The organism is Nonomuraea sp. NPDC002799, from assembly GCF_053592075.1.
The window spans coordinates 1-18,856 of sequence record NZ_JBSFVA010000022.1; the positions used below are offsets into that span (position 1 = coordinate 1).

General features: G+C 71.3%; 14 protein-coding genes. 8 read left to right on the forward strand and 6 right to left on the reverse strand.

Annotated elements, in window-relative coordinates; translation table 11 throughout:
• Both ACWD0F_RS32680 and ACWD0F_RS32685 read right to left on the reverse strand, forming a co-directional pair.
• Positions 1-1,628: Ig domain-containing protein (locus tag ACWD0F_RS32680; protein WP_449882369.1), on the reverse strand; the 1,628-nt coding region annotated here is incomplete at its 3' end.
• Positions 1,629-1,693: 65 nt separating this feature from the next.
• Positions 1,694-2,719: a LacI family DNA-binding transcriptional regulator gene (locus ACWD0F_RS32685; RefSeq protein WP_449882371.1), complete on the reverse strand. Its 1,026-nt coding sequence runs from the start codon at positions 2,717-2,719 to the stop codon at positions 1,694-1,696.
• A gap of 115 nt (positions 2,720-2,834) precedes the next feature.
• Between ACWD0F_RS32685 and ACWD0F_RS32690 the strand changes: the two genes are divergently transcribed.
• The 5 genes from ACWD0F_RS32690 to ACWD0F_RS32710 all read left to right on the forward strand — a co-directional run bounded on the left by ACWD0F_RS32690 (position 2,835) and on the right by ACWD0F_RS32710 (position 10,058).
• A complete protein-coding gene (locus ACWD0F_RS32690) occupies positions 2,835-4,694 on the forward strand; it encodes a glycoside hydrolase family 127 protein (protein ID WP_449882374.1) in 1,860 nt (619 codons plus the stop codon).
• A 9-nt stretch (positions 4,695-4,703) separates the two neighbouring features.
• A complete protein-coding gene (locus tag ACWD0F_RS32695; RefSeq protein ID WP_449882377.1) occupies positions 4,704-6,065 on the forward strand; it encodes an extracellular solute-binding protein in 1,362 nt (453 codons plus the stop codon).
• Entirely contained in the window at positions 6,065-6,946 is an 882-nt protein-coding gene (locus ACWD0F_RS32700; RefSeq protein WP_449882380.1) for a carbohydrate ABC transporter permease, read from the forward strand. Before ACWD0F_RS32695 ends, ACWD0F_RS32700 begins: the two co-directional genes overlap by 1 nt.
• A gap of 5 nt (positions 6,947-6,951) precedes the next feature.
• Positions 6,952-7,797 carry a carbohydrate ABC transporter permease gene (locus ACWD0F_RS32705; protein ID WP_449882715.1) on the forward strand — a complete coding sequence of 282 codons (846 nt, stop codon included), beginning with the start codon at positions 6,952-6,954 and terminating at the stop codon, positions 7,795-7,797.
• 62 nt (positions 7,798-7,859) lie between these two features.
• On the forward strand, positions 7,860-10,058 hold the full coding sequence (locus ACWD0F_RS32710) for a P-loop NTPase fold protein (RefSeq protein WP_449882381.1): 2,199 nt from the start codon (positions 7,860-7,862) through the stop codon (positions 10,056-10,058).
• 21 nt (positions 10,059-10,079) lie between these two features.
• Here the strand turns inward: ACWD0F_RS32710 and ACWD0F_RS32715 are convergent, their stop codons facing one another.
• Together ACWD0F_RS32715 and ACWD0F_RS32720 are read right to left on the reverse strand one after the other, a co-directional pair.
• On the reverse strand, positions 10,080-10,808 hold the full coding sequence (locus tag ACWD0F_RS32715; RefSeq protein WP_449882384.1) for a ThuA domain-containing protein: 729 nt from the start codon (positions 10,806-10,808) through the stop codon (positions 10,080-10,082).
• 77 nt (positions 10,809-10,885) lie between these two features.
• Positions 10,886-12,052 (reverse strand): FAD-dependent monooxygenase, encoded by a 1,167-nt coding sequence (locus tag ACWD0F_RS32720; RefSeq protein WP_449882387.1) that lies wholly within the window; start codon positions 12,050-12,052, stop codon positions 10,886-10,888.
• Between the two features lie 53 nt (positions 12,053-12,105).
• On the opposite strand from ACWD0F_RS32720, the gene ACWD0F_RS32725 reads away from it, so the two are divergent.
• Complete coding sequence (locus ACWD0F_RS32725) at positions 12,106-12,825, forward strand: TetR/AcrR family transcriptional regulator (protein ID WP_449882389.1); 720 nt, start codon at positions 12,106-12,108, stop codon at positions 12,823-12,825.
• 4 nt (positions 12,826-12,829) lie between these two features.
• Here ACWD0F_RS32725 and ACWD0F_RS32730 read toward each other — a convergent pair whose 3' ends face one another.
• Positions 12,830-13,846, reverse strand: coding sequence for an aminotransferase class V-fold PLP-dependent enzyme (locus ACWD0F_RS32730; protein ID WP_449882392.1), 1,017 nt, complete (start codon positions 13,844-13,846; stop codon positions 12,830-12,832).
• Positions 13,847-13,984: 138 nt separating this feature from the next.
• Here ACWD0F_RS32730 and argG point away from each other — a divergent pair, with 138 nt between their 5' ends.
• On the forward strand, positions 13,985-15,433 hold the full coding sequence (argG, locus tag ACWD0F_RS32735; RefSeq protein WP_449882395.1) for an argininosuccinate synthase: 1,449 nt from the start codon (positions 13,985-13,987) through the stop codon (positions 15,431-15,433).
• A 109-nt stretch (positions 15,434-15,542) separates the two neighbouring features.
• Here the strand turns inward: argG and ACWD0F_RS32740 are convergent, their stop codons facing one another.
• Positions 15,543-16,766, reverse strand: a complete 1,224-nt coding sequence (locus ACWD0F_RS32740; RefSeq protein ID WP_449882397.1) for an FAD-dependent monooxygenase — start codon at positions 16,764-16,766, stop codon at positions 15,543-15,545.
• A gap of 1,532 nt (positions 16,767-18,298) precedes the next feature.
• On the opposite strand from ACWD0F_RS32740, the gene ACWD0F_RS32745 reads away from it, so the two are divergent.
• Positions 18,299-18,856 (forward strand): hypothetical protein, encoded by a 558-nt coding sequence (locus ACWD0F_RS32745; protein ID WP_449882399.1) that lies wholly within the window; start codon positions 18,299-18,301, stop codon positions 18,854-18,856.

Below are 18,856 nucleotides of genomic sequence, written 5' to 3' on the forward strand. Positions count from 1 at the left end.
CGGTTGACGGTGTCGTTGGAGGTGGTCGGGTCGATGCCGTCGTTGATCGCCGCCACGCTCTCCCACGGCGAGGTGTACGACGCCGACGGCGTGGCACTCCCGGCCACGTTCGTCGCGGTGCCGCCGCCGCCCACGCTGAGCTGGAAGGTCCTGGTCACCGGGGTGCTGAGCCGGTCATAGTCCCTGAGCTGGACGGTGAAGCCGTACGTGCCCGCCGCGGCCGGCGTGCCGGTGATCGCGCCGGTGAAGCGGTCGAGGCTCAGCCCGGCCGGCAGCGAGCCGCCGACGACCTGCCAGTCGTAGAAGGGCACGCCGCCCTTGGCCGCGAGCGTCTGCTGGTAGGGGGTGCCGGGCGTGGCCTGGGGGAGCGAGGTGGTGACGATGGACGGGGGCAGGAACGGGGTGAGGTTGCGGTTGAGCTTCCAGCCCGCGTTCTCGGCCACCAGCAGGGCCAGCTTGGTCAGCATCCACCTGCGGGTGGGGAACAGGTGGTTCCAGCCGCCGCTCTGGCCGCTGAGCCGGTCCCAGTACGGCTGATCGCCCGGGATGTGGTAGCTGCTGTCCAGCGGCACGGTGCGGCCCTGGTAGGCGACCACGTCCGGGTCGTTGCCGCCGCCCGCCACGTAGGAGCGCATCCCGGCCCAGTCGCTGTGGAAGGCGACGGCGTGACCGTACTCGTGCATGACCAGGCCGTGGACGTCGAGCACCGAGCCCGCGATCTCCGTCTTGTACCAGTCCTCGTCGGCCAGCGAGGTGAAGAGCCGCTTGCCGGCCTCGTCGTACTCGAAGATCATCGAGGTGGATCGGTGCAGCGGGCCGGCGACCTGCTGGCCGCCCCGCGTGCTGTAGCGGCCGTTGGCGGCGGGGTAGCCGGTCGAGTACGGGGTCTGGATGCCGCGGAAGAACACGTACATGCCGGTGTAGGCGGCGTTGTTGGTCACCGTGATGGTGTTCTGCCAGTCGTTGCCCGGCAGGTGGTTGCTCTCGGCGCCGGCGGCCACCGTGTCGAACGGCTGCGTCTCGAAGAACCTGAACCAGTCCTTGACCGCCTCCTCGGCCGCCGTCCTGAAGGCGGTGTCGGAGAAGTAGCCGGTGATGGTGTCGTAGCGGTAGTCGAAGGCGACCGGCAGGCTGGGCTGCACCGCGACCTTCTCGTCCTGCTGCACCCTGATCGGCATGGACTGCTGGTACGTCGCCCCGCCCGCGTCCCTGATCGACAGCCGCAGCGTGTAACTTTCATCGGCGCCGGGGCCGCGCTTGGAGTGGATCGCGAGGCGGAACGCCTTCTGCTCGGCGGCGCTCGCGAACGTGAGGGTCTTGGTCGCGCCCGTGGCCGTGAGCTGGCTCGGCAGGTCCATCATGAGCCTCGACGTGCCCTCGGCCTTGAGGTCGACGGTGACGGGATAGCGCACCTCGGGCGGCGGCTTGACGGTGAGCTCGACGTAGGGATTGGCCAGGTAGCCCTGCCAGTCCACCAGCTTGACCCCGTAGTCGTTGACGGTTCTGCCGAACAGGTCCACGACCTGTGCGACGGGGGCGGCGGCGTGCGCGGCCTGCGGCACGCCGGTGAGTAAGGAGATCAGTAAGAGGCCCGCGACCGCGAGTCGCCTGGCGCATCCTTGGTCCATCCGGACTCCTCGAAGGATGGGAATAGGTTTTCCCCGGCGCACGGTAAGGTGTTACACAGCACTGGTCAACCCTTCCTGGTGGACTCCCGCACCACCAGGCTCGCCGGCACGATCGTCACCCCGCCGCCGGCCGGAGCGCCCGCGATGGCGTCCAGCAGGTGCCGCGCCGCCAGCCGGCCGATCTCCCCGAGGTTCATGTCCACGGTGGTCAGCGGCGGCCGGCAGCCCAGCGCCATCGGCTCCCAGTTGTCGAACCCGACCAGCGCCACGTCCTCGGGCACCCGCCGGCCCCGCGCGCGCAGCGTCTCGGCGACCCCCCGGGCGATCTGGTCGCTCCCGCAGAAGACGGCGTCCACGTCGGGCGCCGCGTGCAGCAGCACGTCGGCCCCCTGGCGGCCCCACTCCTCGCTCCACTCCCCGAACAGCACCTCGCCCGCGACCTCCAGGCCGGCGCCGGCGAGGCCGGCGCGCAGCCCGGCCGCCCGCCGGCGCGCGGCCTCGAACCGCCGCGGCCCCGTGACGTGCCCGACCCGGGTGCGGCCGGTGGCCAGCAGGTGGCGGGCGGCCAGCGCGCCGCCGCCCTCGTCGTCGGGGATGATCGACACGTCGGACTCGTCGGTGGAGCGCGTCATCGCGTACACGACGGGAACGGGCAGGTCGCGGCCGATGCCGGGACGCGGCTCGGTGCGCCGCCCGGTCACGATGACGCCCTCCACGCGCCTGGCCAGCAGCCGTTCGACGTAGTGGCGCTCCCTGATCGGGTCGTCGCGGGTGTCGCACATGAACACCGAGATCTGCCCCGCGCCGAGCGCGTCCTCCGCGCCCAGCATCACCGGGATGCTGAAGCGCCCGAAGCTGTCGCCGGTGACCAGGCCCACGGTGTAGGTGCGGCCGGCCAGCAGGCCCTGGGCGAGCGGGTTGGGCCGGAAGCCCAGCCGCCCGGCGGCGGCCAGCACCCGGTCGCGGGTCTCGTCGCGCATCCGGCCGCGGCCGTTGAGCGCCTTGGACGCGGTGCCGATCGACACGTCGGCGGCCGCCGCGACATCCCTGATCGTGACGGTTCGCGGTGTCCCATCGGGCGGGCCGGCCAACCGATTCCCCTTTCGCGATCACACCCTGGCGCGCACCAGAACGCTCTTGACCAGTGGTGTATCACACCCTACATTCCCGGTGAGAAAACCTTTTCTCACCCCGGTGAGGAGCTTGATGGAACAGATCCTCGGCCCCGCGAGTCCGTCCGGCCGGGCGGTGCTGCGGCCGATCGGCATCCACGACGTCGTCATCTCCGGTGGGCCGCTCGCGCGGTGGCAGCGGACCAACCACGAGGCGAGCATCCCCCTGGGCCTGGAGCAGATGGAACGCTCGGGCGCGCTGCCCAACCTACGGCGCGCGGCGGGCGAGGGCGAAGGTCCCTTCCAGGGCTACCGGTTCCAGGATTCCGATCTCTACAAGCAGCTTGAGGCGATCGCGTGGGAGCACGCCCGCGCTCCTGAACCCGGGTACGCGCACTTCGTCGACCAGGCGGCCGGCGTGCTGGCCCAGGCGCAGCGGGCCGACGGCTACCTCAACTCCCACTACCAGGTGGTGAAACCGGACAAGATCTACACCGAGCTGGAGTACAGCCACGAGATGTACTGCGCGGGTCACCTGTTCCAGGCCGCCGTGGCCGCCGCCCGCGCCGGCATCGGGGACGGGCTGCTCGCCGTCGCCCGCCGCCTGGCCGGCCACCTCGTCGAGGTCTTCCTGACCGGCGGGAACGACGGCATCGACGGCCACGCCGAGGTCGAGACCGCGCTGGTCGAGCTCTACCGGCTGACCGGCGAGCGCGCCTACCTGGACCTGGCCGGCAAACTGATCGACAACCGCGGCAAGGGCCTGATCGCCGACAGCGGCATGGGCCCGCTGTACGCCCAGGACCATCTGCCGGTACGCGAGGCCGCCACCCCGGTCGGGCACGCCGTGCGCCAGCTCTACCTGGAGTCCGGTGTCGTGGACGTCTACCTGGAGACCGGCGACGACTCGCTGCTGGAGTGCTCGGTGCGCCGGTGGGAGGACATGGTCGCCGCCAAGACGTACATCACCGGCGGGCTCGGCTCCCGCCACGACGGCGAGGCGTTCGGCGAGCGGTACGAGCTGCCGCCCGACCGCGCCTACAGCGAGAGCTGCGCGGCCATCGCGAGCATCCACTGGAACTGGCGGCTGCTGCTGGCCACCGGGCACGGCCGGTACGCGGATCTGATCGAGCGCACGCTCTACAACGCCTTCGCCGCCGCCACCTCGCTCGACGGCCTGCGCTTCTTCTACGTCAATCCGCTCCAGCGCCGGGACGACCTGGTCGAGGACGCCTATCTCGGGCGGCGCAGGGAGTGGTTCGCGTGCGCCTGCTGCCCGCCCAACATCATGCGCCTGGTCGCCTCCCTCGGCGCCTACCTCGCCACCACGACCGAGGACGGGGTCCAGCTGCACCAGTACGCCCCCGGCACCATCGAGGCGGGCGGCGTCCGGCTGCGCGTCGCCACCGGGTACCCGTGGGACGGCCTGATCCGCGTAACCGTCGAGGAGGAATGGGAAGGGGAGCTCGCGCTCCGCATCCCCTCCTGGAGCCGGGCCACCTTCGTGGACGACCGCCCAGCCCGTGCCGCCGAAGACGGATATTTCCGCATCCGTCGCCGCTGGCGGGCCGGCGACACCGTCGACCTCCGCCTCGACCTGGCCCCCCGGCTCACCCGCCCCCACCGCCGGATCGACGCGGTCAGAGGCTGCGCGGCGGTCGAGCGCGGCCCCCTCGTGTACTGCTTCGAGCAGGCCGACCAGGCCGAAGGCGTCGCGGTGGACGACCTCGCCCTCATCCCGGGGGCCCCGCTGCGCGCGCTCCCCGGCGACGACCTCGGCGGCACCGTGCTGATCGAGACGGAGGCCGCCGTCGTGGACCAGTCGCGCGACGGCCTGCCGTACACCACCCACCCCTTGGCGACCAGCACCCGCGTGACCGCCACGGCCGTCCCGTACTTCCAGTGGGACAACCGTGACGGCGGCGCGATGCGGGTCTGGATCCCCCTCGCGTAAGGAACCCCGATGAGAAGACGCGATGTGTTGAGGCTGGGCGGGCTCGCCGCCCTCGGCGCCACGGCGGCGGCCTGCGGCGGCTCCGGCGACGCCGGGGGCGGCGCGGAGCTGCAGTTCATGTTCTGGGGCTCGACGTTCGAGAAGGCGGCCGTCGAGCGCATGCTGAAGCAGTACGAGCGCCGGCACGCGGGGGTGAAGGTCAAGCCGCTCTACACGCCCGACGAGTACGACGTGAAACTGAACACGCTCGTGGCCGGCGGCCGCCTCCCGGACCTGGGCTACGTGCCGATGTCGATGTCGTTCCGGCTGGGAGAGCAGGGCAAGCTGGTCAACCTGTTCCCGTACCTCAAGAAGTACCCCCAGCTGGCCGGCTACCTGCCGGACGCCTACCTGTGGACCGGCCAGGACAACCTGCACGGCATCGCGACGGCCAACGAGTCCATGTTGTTGTGGTTCAGCAAATCCATGGTCGCCGCGGCGGGGGTCGCGCCGCCCGCCGCCGCCGCGTCCGCCTGGACCTGGGACCAGCTCGTCGAGAACGCCTACAAGCTCACCGTCGACCAGAACGGCAAGCGGCCCGACGAGTCCGGCTTCGACCCCAAGCGGGTCAAGCAGTTCGGCGTCTCCATCAGCTTCACCTACGGCGCGGCCTGGTACGGGTTCCTGCGCGGCAACGGCGGCGACTTCGCCGACGAGTCGGGCACGACGTGCCGGCTGGACGCCCCCGAGGCGATCGAGGTGTTCCAGAACCTGCAGGACCTCGTCTACAAGCATCGGGTGGCGCCGGGCCCCGGCCAGCTCGCGGCCACCGGCGACGAGGTGCCCGGCACCAACATCCTGCTCAAGACCAAGCGGGTGGCGATGGTGGTGGACGGGCACTGGAGCCTGCTCGACATGAACGAGAGCAAGGCCGACTACGGCATGGGCGTGCTGCCCAGATACCAGGAGCCGCGCACCGCCAGCCAGGTGGCCGGCGCCTCGGCGGTGTTCGCGGGGACCAAGCACGAGCAGGAGGCGGTGGAACTGATCGCCTTCCACAACGACCCCCGCTACGTCGATCTGTTCACCAAGGGCCTGTGGATGCCGCAGGAGCGGAAGTACTACGAGGACCAGGCGGCCATCGACTCCTGGACCAAGAACGAGCTGCATCCGCCGGAGTTCAGGACGGCGGTCGTGGACTACGCCCGCGAGCACGGCGTTCCCGACCTGCGCAACCGCGTCAAGAACATGTCCGCCATCAGCAGCGACGTCCTCACCCCCGCCCTGCAGGAGCTCGAAAGCGGCAAACGCCCGGCCGCGGAGATCATGAAGGCCGCCGCACCGAAGATCACCGGCATGCTCCGGGGCTGGCAGCACACCCAGGAGCTCTGATGCGCCGTCTTGAGACGCGCTGGGGCGTGCTGATGGCGCTACCGGCCATCCTCGGGTTCCTGATCTTCACGATCGGCCCGATGGCGGCCTCGGCGTTCCTCAGCCTGACCGACTGGACGATCGGCGCGAGCCCGTCCTACGTGGGCCTCGGCAACTACACCACGATGGTCCAGGACGAGTTGTTCTGGAAGTCGCTGAGCACCACCACGTACTACACGCTCGGCGCGGTCCCGCTGGTGCTCATCGTCAGCTTCGCCGTGGCCATGCTGCTCAACCAGAAGGTCCGCGGCCTCGCGCTCTGGCGGACGATCTTCTACCTGCCGACGCTCGTCCCGGCCATCGCGAACGTCGTGCTCTGGATCTGGATCTTCAACCCCGACTTCGGCCTGCTCAACTCGCTGCTGCGGCAGGGCGGTCTGGACGGCTCGCAGTGGATCTACGCCGAGTCCAGCGCCGTGCCGTCCCTCATCATCATGAGCACCTGGGGATTCGGCAACACCATGGTGATCTTCCTGGCCGGGCTGCAGGGGGTGCCGCGGCATCTGTACGAGGCGGTCTCGATCGACGGCGGCGGCCCGTGGCGGCGCTTCTGGCACGTGACGCTGCCGATGATGACGCCGACCATCTTCTACAACCTGGTCGTCGGCGTGGTCGGCACCTTCCAGGTGTTCAACCAGGCGTACGTGATGACCGAGGGCGGCCCCAACCACGCCACGCTCTTCTACGTCTACTACCTGTTCCGCCAGGCGTTCACCGAGAGCCAGATGGGTTACGCCAGCGCGCTCGCCTGGACCCTCTTCATGATCATCATGGTGGTGACGTTCCTGCTGTTCAGGAACGCCCGCCGCTGGGTCTACTACGAGATGGCGGGTGCCCGTTGACCGCCGTGGCGCGCCGCCCCCGCCGGCGCGGCCGGGTGTTGTTGTACCTCGCGCTCGCGGCCGGCGCGATCCCGACCCTGCTGCCTTTCGTCTGGCTGGTGCGCAGCGCGCTCATGCAGGACGCCCAGATGTTCGTCGCGCCGCCGCAGTGGCTCCCCTCGCCCTTCCAGTGGTCGAACTTCAGCGAGGCGCTGACCACCCAGCCCTTCGGCCGCTACTTCGTCAACACGCTGGTCATCGCCGTCATCAGCGTCGTCGGCACCGTGCTGACCTGCTCGGTGGCGGCCTTCAGCTTCTCCAGGCTGCGCTGGCGCGGGCGCGACGTCGTCTTCGCCCTGCTGCTCAGCGGCGTGATGCTGCCGTACGCCGTGACGCTCATCCCGACGTTCGTGACGTGGCAGGGGCTGGGCGCGCTGGACACGATCGCGCCGCTCACCGTGCCGAGCTGGTTCGCCGGGGCCGGCGGGGGAGTGTTCAACATCTTCCTGCTCCGGCAGTTCTTCCTGACGATCCCGTTCGAGCTGGACGAGGCCGCCTACATCGACGGCGCCTCGCCGTGGCGGGTGTTCTGGACGATCGTGCTGCCCCTGTCGAAGCCGGCGATCATCGTGGTGACCATCTTCACCTTCATCGGCACCTGGAACGACTTCCTCGGGCCGCTGCTCTACCTGCAGAACGAGGAGAACTACACGCTGTCGCTCGGGCTGGCGTCGTTCCAGAGCATGTACCTGACGCAGTGGGGCTACCTCATGGCGGCGTCGGCGGCCGTGATCGCGCCCATCATCGCCCTCTTCTTCTTCCTGCAGCGCTACTTCATCGAAGGAGTGACGCTCACCGGGATCAAGAACTAGCGGCCCTTCCGCGATCTACGCCATCCTGTCGTCACGCCCAGCGACGGGAAGGTGCTCCCCTGGTGACCGACGAACACCGCGACGAGGTCTTCGACCGCCTCCTGACCCGCGCGCTCGCCGAGCCGGAACTGCTCGCCGGTCTGAAAGAGCCCGGCGCGCCCGCCGCCGGCGACCTGCGCGAAGCCGCGACCGCCCGGCGCCGGCTCATCGCCGCCCAGGTGCGCGGCGCCGAGGAGGCGTACGAGCGGGCGGCTCTGGAGCACCGTGGCGAGCAGCGCAAACGCCGGCGGCGCAGGAGGGTGGGCCTGGTGTCCGCCGCCGTGGCGGCGCTGCTGCTCCTGACGGCGTCCGCCGCCTGGGGCTGGGACAGGGAGCTGCAGGACGCCGCCGCCGGTCACCGCGCCGTCTCCGCCGGCGGGGTCGCGCTCAAGAGCCTGCTCTTCGTGCCGGGGCTCGTTCTCGCGGCCACGCTCGTGGGGCTCCTCCTGTGGTGGTCGTGCCATCTCCTGTGGCCCGCCACGCGAGTGAAGGAGACCCGTGCCCACAAGCGCCGGCTCGACGCGACCATCCTTTCGTCCGCGGCGACGGTGGTGCTGCTCGTGGCCACCAGCATCAGCGCCGGCGCCTGGAGACTCACCCGCGAGCGCCTCGGGCCCGAGGCGAGCCTCGGCTGGCAGACGCCGCTCGCCGTGGGGTCGGGCGTCGTCCTCGTGGCGGCAATCGTCCTGATCCTCAACTGGTTCGCCGACGTCCCCGTCAAGGGGCGCGCGGACCGGACGGACCAGGACCGGCTCCACCGGCTGGCGGACGACTGGCACACCGCCCTGTACGAGAGCCTGCTCGGCTTCCTGCGCACCACGCTCAGCGAGCGGATGAGCGAGCAGACGGCCCGCCGGTACGCCACCACGCTCAGCCTCGGCCCCGCCCCCGGCCTGCGCCGCGTCCGGGCGCTGGACTGGCACGTGCCCACCCCGGCCGAGGACCGGCTTTTCATGATCAGCGATGGCATGGACGGCGGCAGCATCGCCCTGGCCGGGCCGCGCGGGGTCGGCAAGACGGAGCTGCTCAAGTCGTTCTGCACGACCGGGGACGGAACCGCGCCGGTCAGGCTCTCCGTCGAGCTCACGGCGCCGGTCAGCTACGACCGCCGCGAGTTCATGCTGCACCTGTTCGCCCGGCTCTGCGAGCGCGTGGCCACGGCCGGGCTGAAGTCCTCCGCCGAGGCCGGCCGGCACCTGCAGCACATCCGTTTCCTGCGCACCACGTCGGGCGAGGTGAGCGCGGGCGGGGGATGGGCCGGCTGGAGCCTGTCGGTCAAGCGGGGGACGAGCCAGGCCCGTCAGCCGCTGTCCTACCCGGAGATCGTGCAGGCGCTCACCGACTTCCTGGCCGTGGTCGGCAAGGAGCTCGCGGCGGGGCGGACCGGCCGGCGGCTGGTGGTCGCCATCGACGAGCTCGACCGCATCATGCCGGTGACCAGCGCCCGCGACTTCCTCAACGAGCTCAAGGCGGTGTTCGACGTGCCGCACTGCCTGTTCGTGTTGTCGGTCTCCGACGAGGCGCTGAAGGAGGCGGATCTGGCCGCCACCGGACGCAGGGACGCCTTCGACTCCGCCATCGACGAGGTCATCCGGGTCGAGCCGCTCGACTACCGTACGGCGGTGAGACTGCTCGGCAGCCGCGTCATCGGCCTGCCGGAGCCCTTCGCGGCGCTGTTCTACTGCCTGTCGGGCGGCATGCCCCGGGAGCTGCTCCGCACCGCCAGGGCCGCCGTGGCCCTCGTCACCCCCGAGGGGTCGCGCCCGCCCGCCGAGACGACCGCCGAGGGGTCGCGTCCGCTCGCTGAGATCACCGCCGCGCTGGTGGAGCGGGAGCTGGCCAGGATCGCCAACAGCGCAGGGAACGGCGCCTCGGCCGCCTCGGAGCTGCTGCAGTTCTTCCGGGCGGACCTGGTCGCCGAGCAGGGCGGCCTGCGGCGGCTCGGCGACCGGATCGCCGGGCACGCCGCGCTGCTGCCCGACGGGGACCGGCTGGGGCTGACGCTGGCCAACCGCGCCTACCATCTGGACACGGTGTCGGAGATCTTCTCGGCCGCCCTGTCGAAGGAGCACATCGACAGGGCCGCGCGGCCGGGGACGCCAGGATCGTTCCCCGTGCTCGCGCGGGCCCAGCACGAGATCGGCAGTGCCGACACGCTCGCCCGGTCCACCCTTCAGGAGATCAGGCAAGCCTGGGGACTGAGCGCCCTGCCCGGCGTCTGACGGTCAGCGGGCGCGCCTGTTCTACCACTGGACGGGCGTGTGGGCGTTCTGCGGCGGCTCGCCGACGCCGCCGGGCGGCGGCGCGGCCCACAGGACCGCGTTGGCGAGCACGCGCCGGACGCCGGGATGGTGGTAGACGGGATAGTTCTGGTCGCCGGGGCTGAAGTAGAAGATCCGGCCGAGCCCCCTGCGGTAACAGCAGCCGCTGCGGAACACCTCGCCGCCGCTGAAGTTGCTGACGAAGACGAGCTCGTCGGGGTCGGGGACGCCGAACGGCTCGCCGTACGTCTCGTGGCGGTCGATCACCAGCGGGCGCGGCACGCCCAGCGCGATGGGGTGAGCGGGCGAGACCGTCCAGAGCAGCTCCCGCTCGCCCGCGTCGCGCCAGTTCAGGGTGCAGGTGGTGCCCATCAGGGCGCGGAAGATCTTGGAGTAGTGGCCCGAGTGCAGCACCACCAGGCCCATGCCGCCCAGCACCCGCCGCCGTACCCGCTCCACGATCTTGTCATCCACCTCCTCGTGCGCCATGTGACCCCACCACGTCAGCACGTCGGTCCCGGCCAGCGCCGCGTCCGTGAGGCCGTGCTCGGGGTCGTCCAGCACGGCGGTGCGCGTGGTCACGCGCTCGCCGAGCAGCTCGGTCAGCCCGGCCGCGATGGCGCCGTGGATGCCGTGGGGGTAGCGGCGGCGCGTCTCCTCCTCGCGCGGCTCGTGGTAGTGCTCGCTCCAGACAGTGACGTTGACCGCCATCCGCGTCCTCTCCGTCGTGACTCGACGCATCGGTTCCTGCCCAGAGAGCGGCGGGGTGGAACCGCCACGGCCGCCGATCAGGCGTGGACCGGCTCGTCCCAGTCGACGCGGTGCTCGTAGATCCACCGGCTCGGGTCGTGGCCGGTCCTGGCGGCGTACTTCAGCCCCAGGCTCATGACCAGGTCGCGCGGCACCCGCGCGACCGGGCCCAGCGCCTTCCAGCCGCCGGTGCGCTCGCCCTGCGCGACGACGCGCTCGACCCGGTCGCGCCGCGACCGTTCGTAGGCGGTGAACGCCTGGCCGGGGGCAGGGCTGTCGCGCAGGCACTTGGCCAGGACGACGGCGTCCTCCAGGGCCATGGCCGCGCCCTGCCCGATCGACGGGGCGGTGGCGTGCGCCGCGTCGCCGATGACGATCATCCGGTCGCGGTGCCAGAGCGGCACGGTGGGGACGTCGTAGGTGTTCCAGCCGGGGGAGATCTCGGCGGTGGCCGCGATGATGCCGAGCATGGGGCCCTCGTCGCGCCGGAACAGCTCGTTCAGCCGGGCCCGCCACTCCGCCTGCGTGATCGCGCCCGCCTCGGCGGGGGCCGGCTGGGCGGGGTTGGCCGCCCACCACACCTCGCCGTCCGGGCTCACGGTGTAGGCGAAGAAACAGCGCTTGCCGAAGACGGCGTGCATCGAGCCGGGCGCGGCGCCGGTCGAGACGCCGCGCGCGTATCCGCCGACGCTGACCAGACCGGCGTAGCGCGCGGCGGGCGCGGCCGGATCGATGATCTCGCGGACCCGTGAGCGCAGGCCGTCGGCGCCGATCAGCAGGTCCGCCTCCGCCGTGCCGCCGTCGGCGAACGTGGCCCGCACCGTGCCGCCGGTGCTCGTGGCGCCGGTGAGCCGCTTGCCGTAGGAGACGCGGACGTCCTGCTCACGCAGGAACCGGTAGAGGTCGGCGCGCTTGACGGTCCTGCTCACCACGCCGTTCAGGCCGTAGGAGAGCTCGCCGAGCCGTCTGCCCGAGCCGCTCGTGATCGTGATGCCGGGGGTTTCGAAACCGAGGCCGCCGACCTCCAGATCCAGCGCGCCCAAGGCGTCGAGCGCGTTCACCGCCAGGGTGAGGAAGGAGCCCGCCTCGTCGGCCGTCCGGTCGTACGCCTCGCAGACCACCGCGTCGATGCCCGCCTTCCGCAGGGCGACGGCGGTCGCCATGCCCGCGATTCCGCCGCCCGCGATCAGTGCTGTGTATGTCATACACCAAGTGTATGACATACACGAGGGTGAGTGTATGCCATACACTCAGCACGATGACCGAGAATCTTTGGGAGCGGCTGGGCCGGCCCGAGCCGGAGGCCAGGACGGGGCTGAGCCTCGGCCGCATCGCGCGGGCGGCGGTGGAGCTGGCCGACGCGGGCGGCCTGGAGGCGGTCTCCATGGCCCGGGTCGCCGAGCGGCTGGGCTTCACCACCATGTCGCTCTACCGCCATGTCAAGAACAAGAACGAGCTGCTGCTGCTCATGCTCGACTCGGTCGCCGCCGTGCCGGCCGGGCTCGACGAGCCCGCCGGCGACTGGCGGGCCGGCCTGCGGCGCTGGTGCCGGGCGCAGTGGGAGATGCTGCGCGCGCACGCCTGGATCGTGCACCTGCCCGTCACCGGGCCGCCCATCACGCCCAACCAGCTCGCCTGGTCCGACCGCGCCTTCGCCGCGCTGGGCGGCACCGGGCTCAGCGAGCGCGACAAAGCGGGCGTGGTCCTGCTGATCGCCACGTACCTGCAGAGCGTCGCCCGGCTGAGCTCCGACCTCGGCGCCGCCGCCTCGGGCGAGTCGATCGCCGCCTACAGCGCGCTGCTCGGCTCCGTCGTCGACGCCCGGCGCCTGCCCGCGCTGCGCGCGGCCGTCGACGCGGGCGCGTTCGACTACCCGCAGGACCTGCCGCAGGAGGAGCGGAGCTTCGACTACGAGTTCGGCCTGGCCCGGATCCTCGACGGGGTGGCCGCCCTGATCGCCTCTGGTGAGCGATCATGAGGGCTCACGTCAGGACGTCCAGCGCGCGGTCGACGTCCTCGGCCGTCGTATAGACGTGGAAGCTGGCGCGCACCCGGCCCGCGCGCACGGCCGCGCGGATCCCGGCCGCCGCCAGCCGCTCGCCCGGGGCGTCCACGGAGACGATCGCGCTGTCGGAGGGCTCCAGCCCCAGGCCGGTCCTGAAGCGGTTGGCCAGGGTGACGTCATGGTCGCGGACCCGCTCGATGCCGAGCTCGTTGAGCAGTTCGAGCGCGGGGGCCGCGCCGACGTAGGAGAACCAGGCCGGTGACAGGTCGAACGCGCGGGCATCGGCCGCCAGGCGCAACGGCGGGCCGTAGAAGGAGCCGCCCTCGTCGGCGCCGCCGTACCAGTTGGCGGCCAGCGGGCGCATCCGCTCGCGCAGCCGCGGCGACAGATAGCCGAACGCGGCTCCGCGCGGCGCCATCAGCCATTTGTACGCGGCGCAGGCCAGGGCGTCGATGCCCGCCACGTCCACCGGCAGCCACCCGCACGCCTGCGACGCGTCGGCGAAGACCAGCACGTCATGCGCCCTGGCGGCCGCCAGGATGTCGCGCAGCGGAGCGACCTCGCCCGTGGCCGACTGCACGAGGCTGAAGGCCACGGCGGCGGTGCCCGGGGTGATGGCGTCGGCCAGGCGGCCGGCCGGCACGGTGACGACGTCGGCGGCCACGGCCCAGGGGAACAGGTTGCTGGTGAACTCGATCTCCGGCACCACGACGCGCGCCTTCGGGGGCAGCGCCGTGGCGACGGTGGACATGATCTGGGAGACGGTGGAGCTCACGGTCACGTCGGCGACGTGGGCGCCGACCATCCGGGCGAACGCGGCCCGCGACCTGCCCACGGAGGAGTCCCAGGGCGCCCAGTCGCTGCTGCCGTGCCGCCACTGGGTCAGGACGGACTGCAGCTCTTCGAAGGCCCGGCGGGGCGGAAGGCCGTAGGAGGCGGTGTTGAGCCAGCCGGGGTCGGCGTCCCAGAGCTTGCCCGCCGTGACGATGTCCATGAGAGCAGCCTAGAACGCGCGTCGCGGGGTGTTCCTGGTGATTTCGTGCGGCCCGGCTCGTCGTGGTCGCCGGCGGATACACGCCGATATGGGCCAGGTCTTTGCATGGCCATGCATTGGCGTGTATATACTTCTACTGTGTCCAAGGTACTCACCTCCCTGCCTGTCGGTGAACGTGTCGGGATCGCCTTCTCCGGAGGCCTCGACACGTCGGTAGCGGTCGCGTGGATGCGCGAGAAAGGTGCAGTGCCCTGCACCTACACCGCCGACATCGGCCAGTACGACGAGCCCGACATCGCCTCGGTGCCCGGCCGCGCCACCGCGTACGGCGCGGAGGTCGCCCGGCTGGTCGACTGCCGTGCCGCCCTCGTCGAAGAGGGCCTCGCGGCGCTGGCCTGCGGCGCGTTCCACATCCGCTCCGGCGGGCGCGCCTACTTCAACACCACCCCGCTCGGGCGGGCCGTCACGGGCACCCTGCTGGTGCGCGCGATGATCGAGGACGACGTGCAGATCTGGGGCGACGGCTCCACCTTCAAGGGCAACGACATCGAGCGGTTCTACCGCTACGGCCTGCTCGCCAACCCCTTCCTGCGCATCTACAAGCCGTGGCTGGACGCCGACTTCGTCACCGAGCTCGGCGGCCGCACCGAGATGTCGGAGTGGCTGCTCGCCCGCGCCCTGCCCTACCGCGACAGCACGGCGAAGGCCTACTCCACCGACGCCAACATCTGGGGCGCGACCCACGAGGCCAAGTCGCTGGAGCACCTCGACACGGGCATCGAGACCGTCGACCCGATCATGGGCGTGCGGTTCTGGGATCCGCGCATCGAGATCCCCGCCGAGGACGTCACGATCGGCTTCGAGCAGGGGCGACCGGTCACGATCAACGGCAAGGAGTTCCCCTCCGCCGTCGACCTGGTGCTGGAGGCCAACGCCATCGGCGGCCGGCACGGCCTGGGCATGTCCGACCAGATCGAGAACCGCGTCATCGAGGCCAAGAGCCGGGGCATCTACGAGGCGCCGGGCATGGCGCTGCTGCACGCGGCGTACGAGCGGCTGGTCAACGCGATCCACAACGAGGACACCCTGGCCACCTACCACAGCCAGGGGCGGCGGCTCGGCCGGCTGATGTACGAAGGCCGCTGGCTGGACCCGCAGTCCCTGATGCTGCGCGAGTCGCTGCAGCGCTGGGTCGGGATGGCGGTCACCGGCGAGGTGACGCTGCGGCTGCGGCGCGGTGAGGACTACTCCATCCTGGACACCTCGGGACCCGCGTTCAGCTACCACCCGGACAAGCTCTCCATGGAGCGCACCGAGGACTCCGCCTTCGGGCCGGTCGACCGCATCGGCCAGCTCACCATGCGCAACCTCGACATCGCCGACTCGCGGGCCAAGCTGGAGCAGTACGCCGGGCTCGGCCTGGTCGGCAGCCAGCACTCCACCCTGGTCATCGCCGCCCAGACGCCCGCGACCGAGCTGATCGGCGCGATGCCCGAGGGCGGGGCCGAGGCGATCGCCTCGCGCGGCGAGGTCGCCGACGCGGAAGAGCTCCTCGACCACGCCGCGCTGGACTCCGGCACCGACTGACGTGCGCGCCGATCGGCCGCGCGGGCACCGACTGACGCGCCCGCCGATCGGCCGCGCGGGCATCGACGACTGACGTGCGCGCCGATCGGTGGGCGCCGGCTCCCGCTGCTTATGGGCGGTGCGGGGGAGCCGGCTGCTCCTCCGGCTCCGCGGCACCGCGCCTGACCTTCGAGCCAAGCCAGTGCGAGAACGACGCCATGTGCTCGGCCGTCTTGTCGAGCCGGTAGTAGAGCCGGGGCGGCAGGTGCGCGAGCACCGGCGAGTGCCGCAGGCCGAGCATCGCGACCATCTGCTGCGGCGGGAGGCCGATGTAGCGATTGATGTTCTCATACCACTGTGCGCTGTAGCGGGCCGCCTTCTGGGGTGCCCGGATCGCGGCTCGCCGCCCCCGGTCGTAGCCGGCGAGGGCGGCGTCGAGGGGAACGCCCTGGTGCAGCTCGTGCACCAAGTGGCCGGCGTCGCCCAGGGCGAGGGCGGTGCCCGCGCCGATGGAGTAGTGGGTGGTGTGCGCGGCGTCCCCGAGCAGGACGAGGTTGCCGCGGTACCACGTCCGGTTGGTCAGGGTGCGGAAGTTCAGCCATCGGGCGCTGCCGTCGGTGTGCGCCCGCCCGATCAGCGGGTGGCCGTCCAGGATGTCGGCGAAGAGCTTCTCCAGAATGATCAGGCTGTCGGCCTCGCCGGCCCGGTGGAGCTCCAGCCCCTGCCAGGTCTCGGGGGAGCACTCGACGACACAGGTGCTGTGGTCGTCGCTGTACCGGTAGCCGTAGCACCAGATCCAGCCGTGCGGGGTCTCCACGAAGGCGAAGGTGAAGGCGTCGAAGACCTTGGTGGTGCCGAGCCAGGTGTAGACGTTCTTCCCGACCTTGAACTCGGAGCCGAAGTGGTCGGCGTGGCGCTCGCGCAACACACTGTTGACGCCGTCGCCCGCGACGACGAGGTCCGCGTCGGCCAGCTCCTCCTCGCCGGCGATCTCGTGCTCGAACTCGATGCGCACGCCGAGGGCGCGGGCATGCTCGGTCAGAAGGGCGAGCAGCTCGTGCCGGCCGATGCCGAAGCCCTCGTCCCCGTTCTCCACCGTGACCGTCGTGCGGTCGTGGATGTAGGTGACCCAACTGTCCCAGCGGACCGAGCTCTCGCTGATGGCCCGCCCGGACTCGGGGTCGGCGCTGAGCAGGTTCTCCAGCAGTTCGTCCCAGTACGTCACCCCCCAGCCGTACGTCGACCCGGCCGGGTTGCGTTCGTAGACGGTGATGTCATGGGACGGGTCCACCCGCTTCATCAGGATCGAGAAGTACAGGCTGGCGGGTCCGCCGCCGACACAGGCGACCTTCACAAGAGCTCCCTTAGTCACTCAACGTCATTAAGTCGTAGCATAAAGTAGCTTGAGTGCTCTGCCCGGCATGGTCGAGGCGCTTGGCGTGCCGGTTCGCGCCCTTACCTGTCCGCGCCGCACCTGTCCGGCCGCGGTCGTGCTCCTGTCCGAGGTCGGCCAGGAAGCGGATCGATTCCGGACGAGTTCGTCCGCGCCCCTGTTGGACAGCTCGGCCGCCCGGCTTCGCTGGTTCGCGGCGGCATCCGGCCGCACCGAGCCAGCAGGGGAGACGTCGTGCACGCATCGAGCGGGAAGTGGGCCACGACCACCTTCGCGGCCAGCATCCTCAGCCTGACTCAGTCCGTCCGGGCGCTTGATGGCCGGGTGCGGGCGCAGGCCGCTGCCAGTGGTGCGGGTGGTGCGGGCGCCAGAGATCGAGCCCGCTGGGGAGCGGCCCGTCTGCGCGCCGCCCGCTTGCACGCAGTACGCCTGCGAGCAGTACGCCTGCGAGCAGTACGCCTGCGAGCAGTACGTCTGCGCGCAGCACGATTTCGGTCACCGCGACCACGGCGATCACGGCGACCGCCGCGGCGACGGCGACGGCGACCGACTACGGCGACCACAGCGACCGCCTGAGCCGTCCGGCGCGGAAAGGCGGGCACTGGCCTGCCATTTTCCGGACACGGAAAGTCATCGTTCATACACTGTCCGGCAGGAGCGCGTCGGGACAGGACCGAACGGGCCCGGTCAGGAAGGGCAGGGTCTGCGGCACGGTGAACGATGACCCCGAAGGCGGCGACCATCGCCGGGCAGTCAGCCAGTCGTCCGGCCCCGGGCCGGAGTCGGTGACCTGCCACGAGGATCTGGTGCGGCTGCTGGCTGAGCGGTTCGCGCGGGCCGACACGTCGCTGCGCCGGTTGCAGGCGTGGGCGGAGAAGTCGGGCGGCGCCCGGTTGCCGCGCGCCACCTGCGCGGACATGCTGGCCGGCCGGCGTTTCCCCAGGAAAGAGGTGATGATGGCGTTCCTGCGGGCGTGCCGGGTGCCCGACCAGCAGCTACCGGCATGGGAACGGGCGTGGGAGAGGGTGCGCCTCGCCCGGATGCCCGGCCTGGCGGGCCAGGGCCGCCGGCAACGGCCCGTCGGAGGCGACGAGCCTGGAGGTGCCGAGCCACCCGGTGGCGTCGGGCCTGCCGGTGGTGCGGAACCCGGTGCCCCCGGACCCAGCGGTGCTGGACCTGGTGATAACGGGTCTGTCGGCGTCGGACCTGATGGTGCCGGACCTGATGGTGCCGGGTCTGGTGGTGCCGGGTCTGGTGGTACCGGGTCTGGTGGTACCGGGTCTGGTGGTCATGGGCCTGGTGGTGCCGGGTCTGGTGGTGTCAGGTCTGGCGGTCGTTGGCCTGGCGGTCGTAGGTCTGGTGGTGTCGGGTCTGGCGGTCGCAGGTCTGGTGGTCGTGGGCTTGGTGGTCGCGGGTCCGGTGGTGTCGAGTCCGCTCGCGGCACCCGCCGTCACGGTCGCCCCGCTCGTTTCGGCCGTCGCGCCATCGTGCTGGTGGCCACCGCGGTCACCGTGGTCGCAGGAGCGGTCGTCGCCGCCGTGTGGGGCCTGTCACTCGCAGGCGCGTCCAAGGCCCCCGGCCGCATCGTCGTCGACGACGGCCGCGCGTTCGGCGCGGGCGGGTCGAGCCGGTTCACCGTGGCCGTGCATCCCGCCAACACCGGGGTCCGGCTGATCCGCCGCCTCGACGCCGGCATCGGCCTGCAACAGGCCGCGATCACCGTGAACGGCACTCCCGCCGGGACGTGGCAGCCGCTGCCCGGCGAGGGCGTCTACCGGTGGAAGGACCAGAGCGTCGACCTTCCGCCCGCCCTGACCGAGGGCTGGCGCTCGCTCACCGTCGTCAACACGTTCGTCTCCTCGACCAACGACTTCAACGAGTTCCGCTACGACGTCCAGCATCAGGTCGACGGCGTCTGGTCGACCGCCGACACGGTCGACGTCGGCCCCCTGCACACCGCGAGCGAGATCGCGCACGACTACCGCCTCAGCGGCCATCAGACCTTCGCGGGCACCCAGAGATTCGCGTACCCGCCGCCGGAGGGGCGCTGA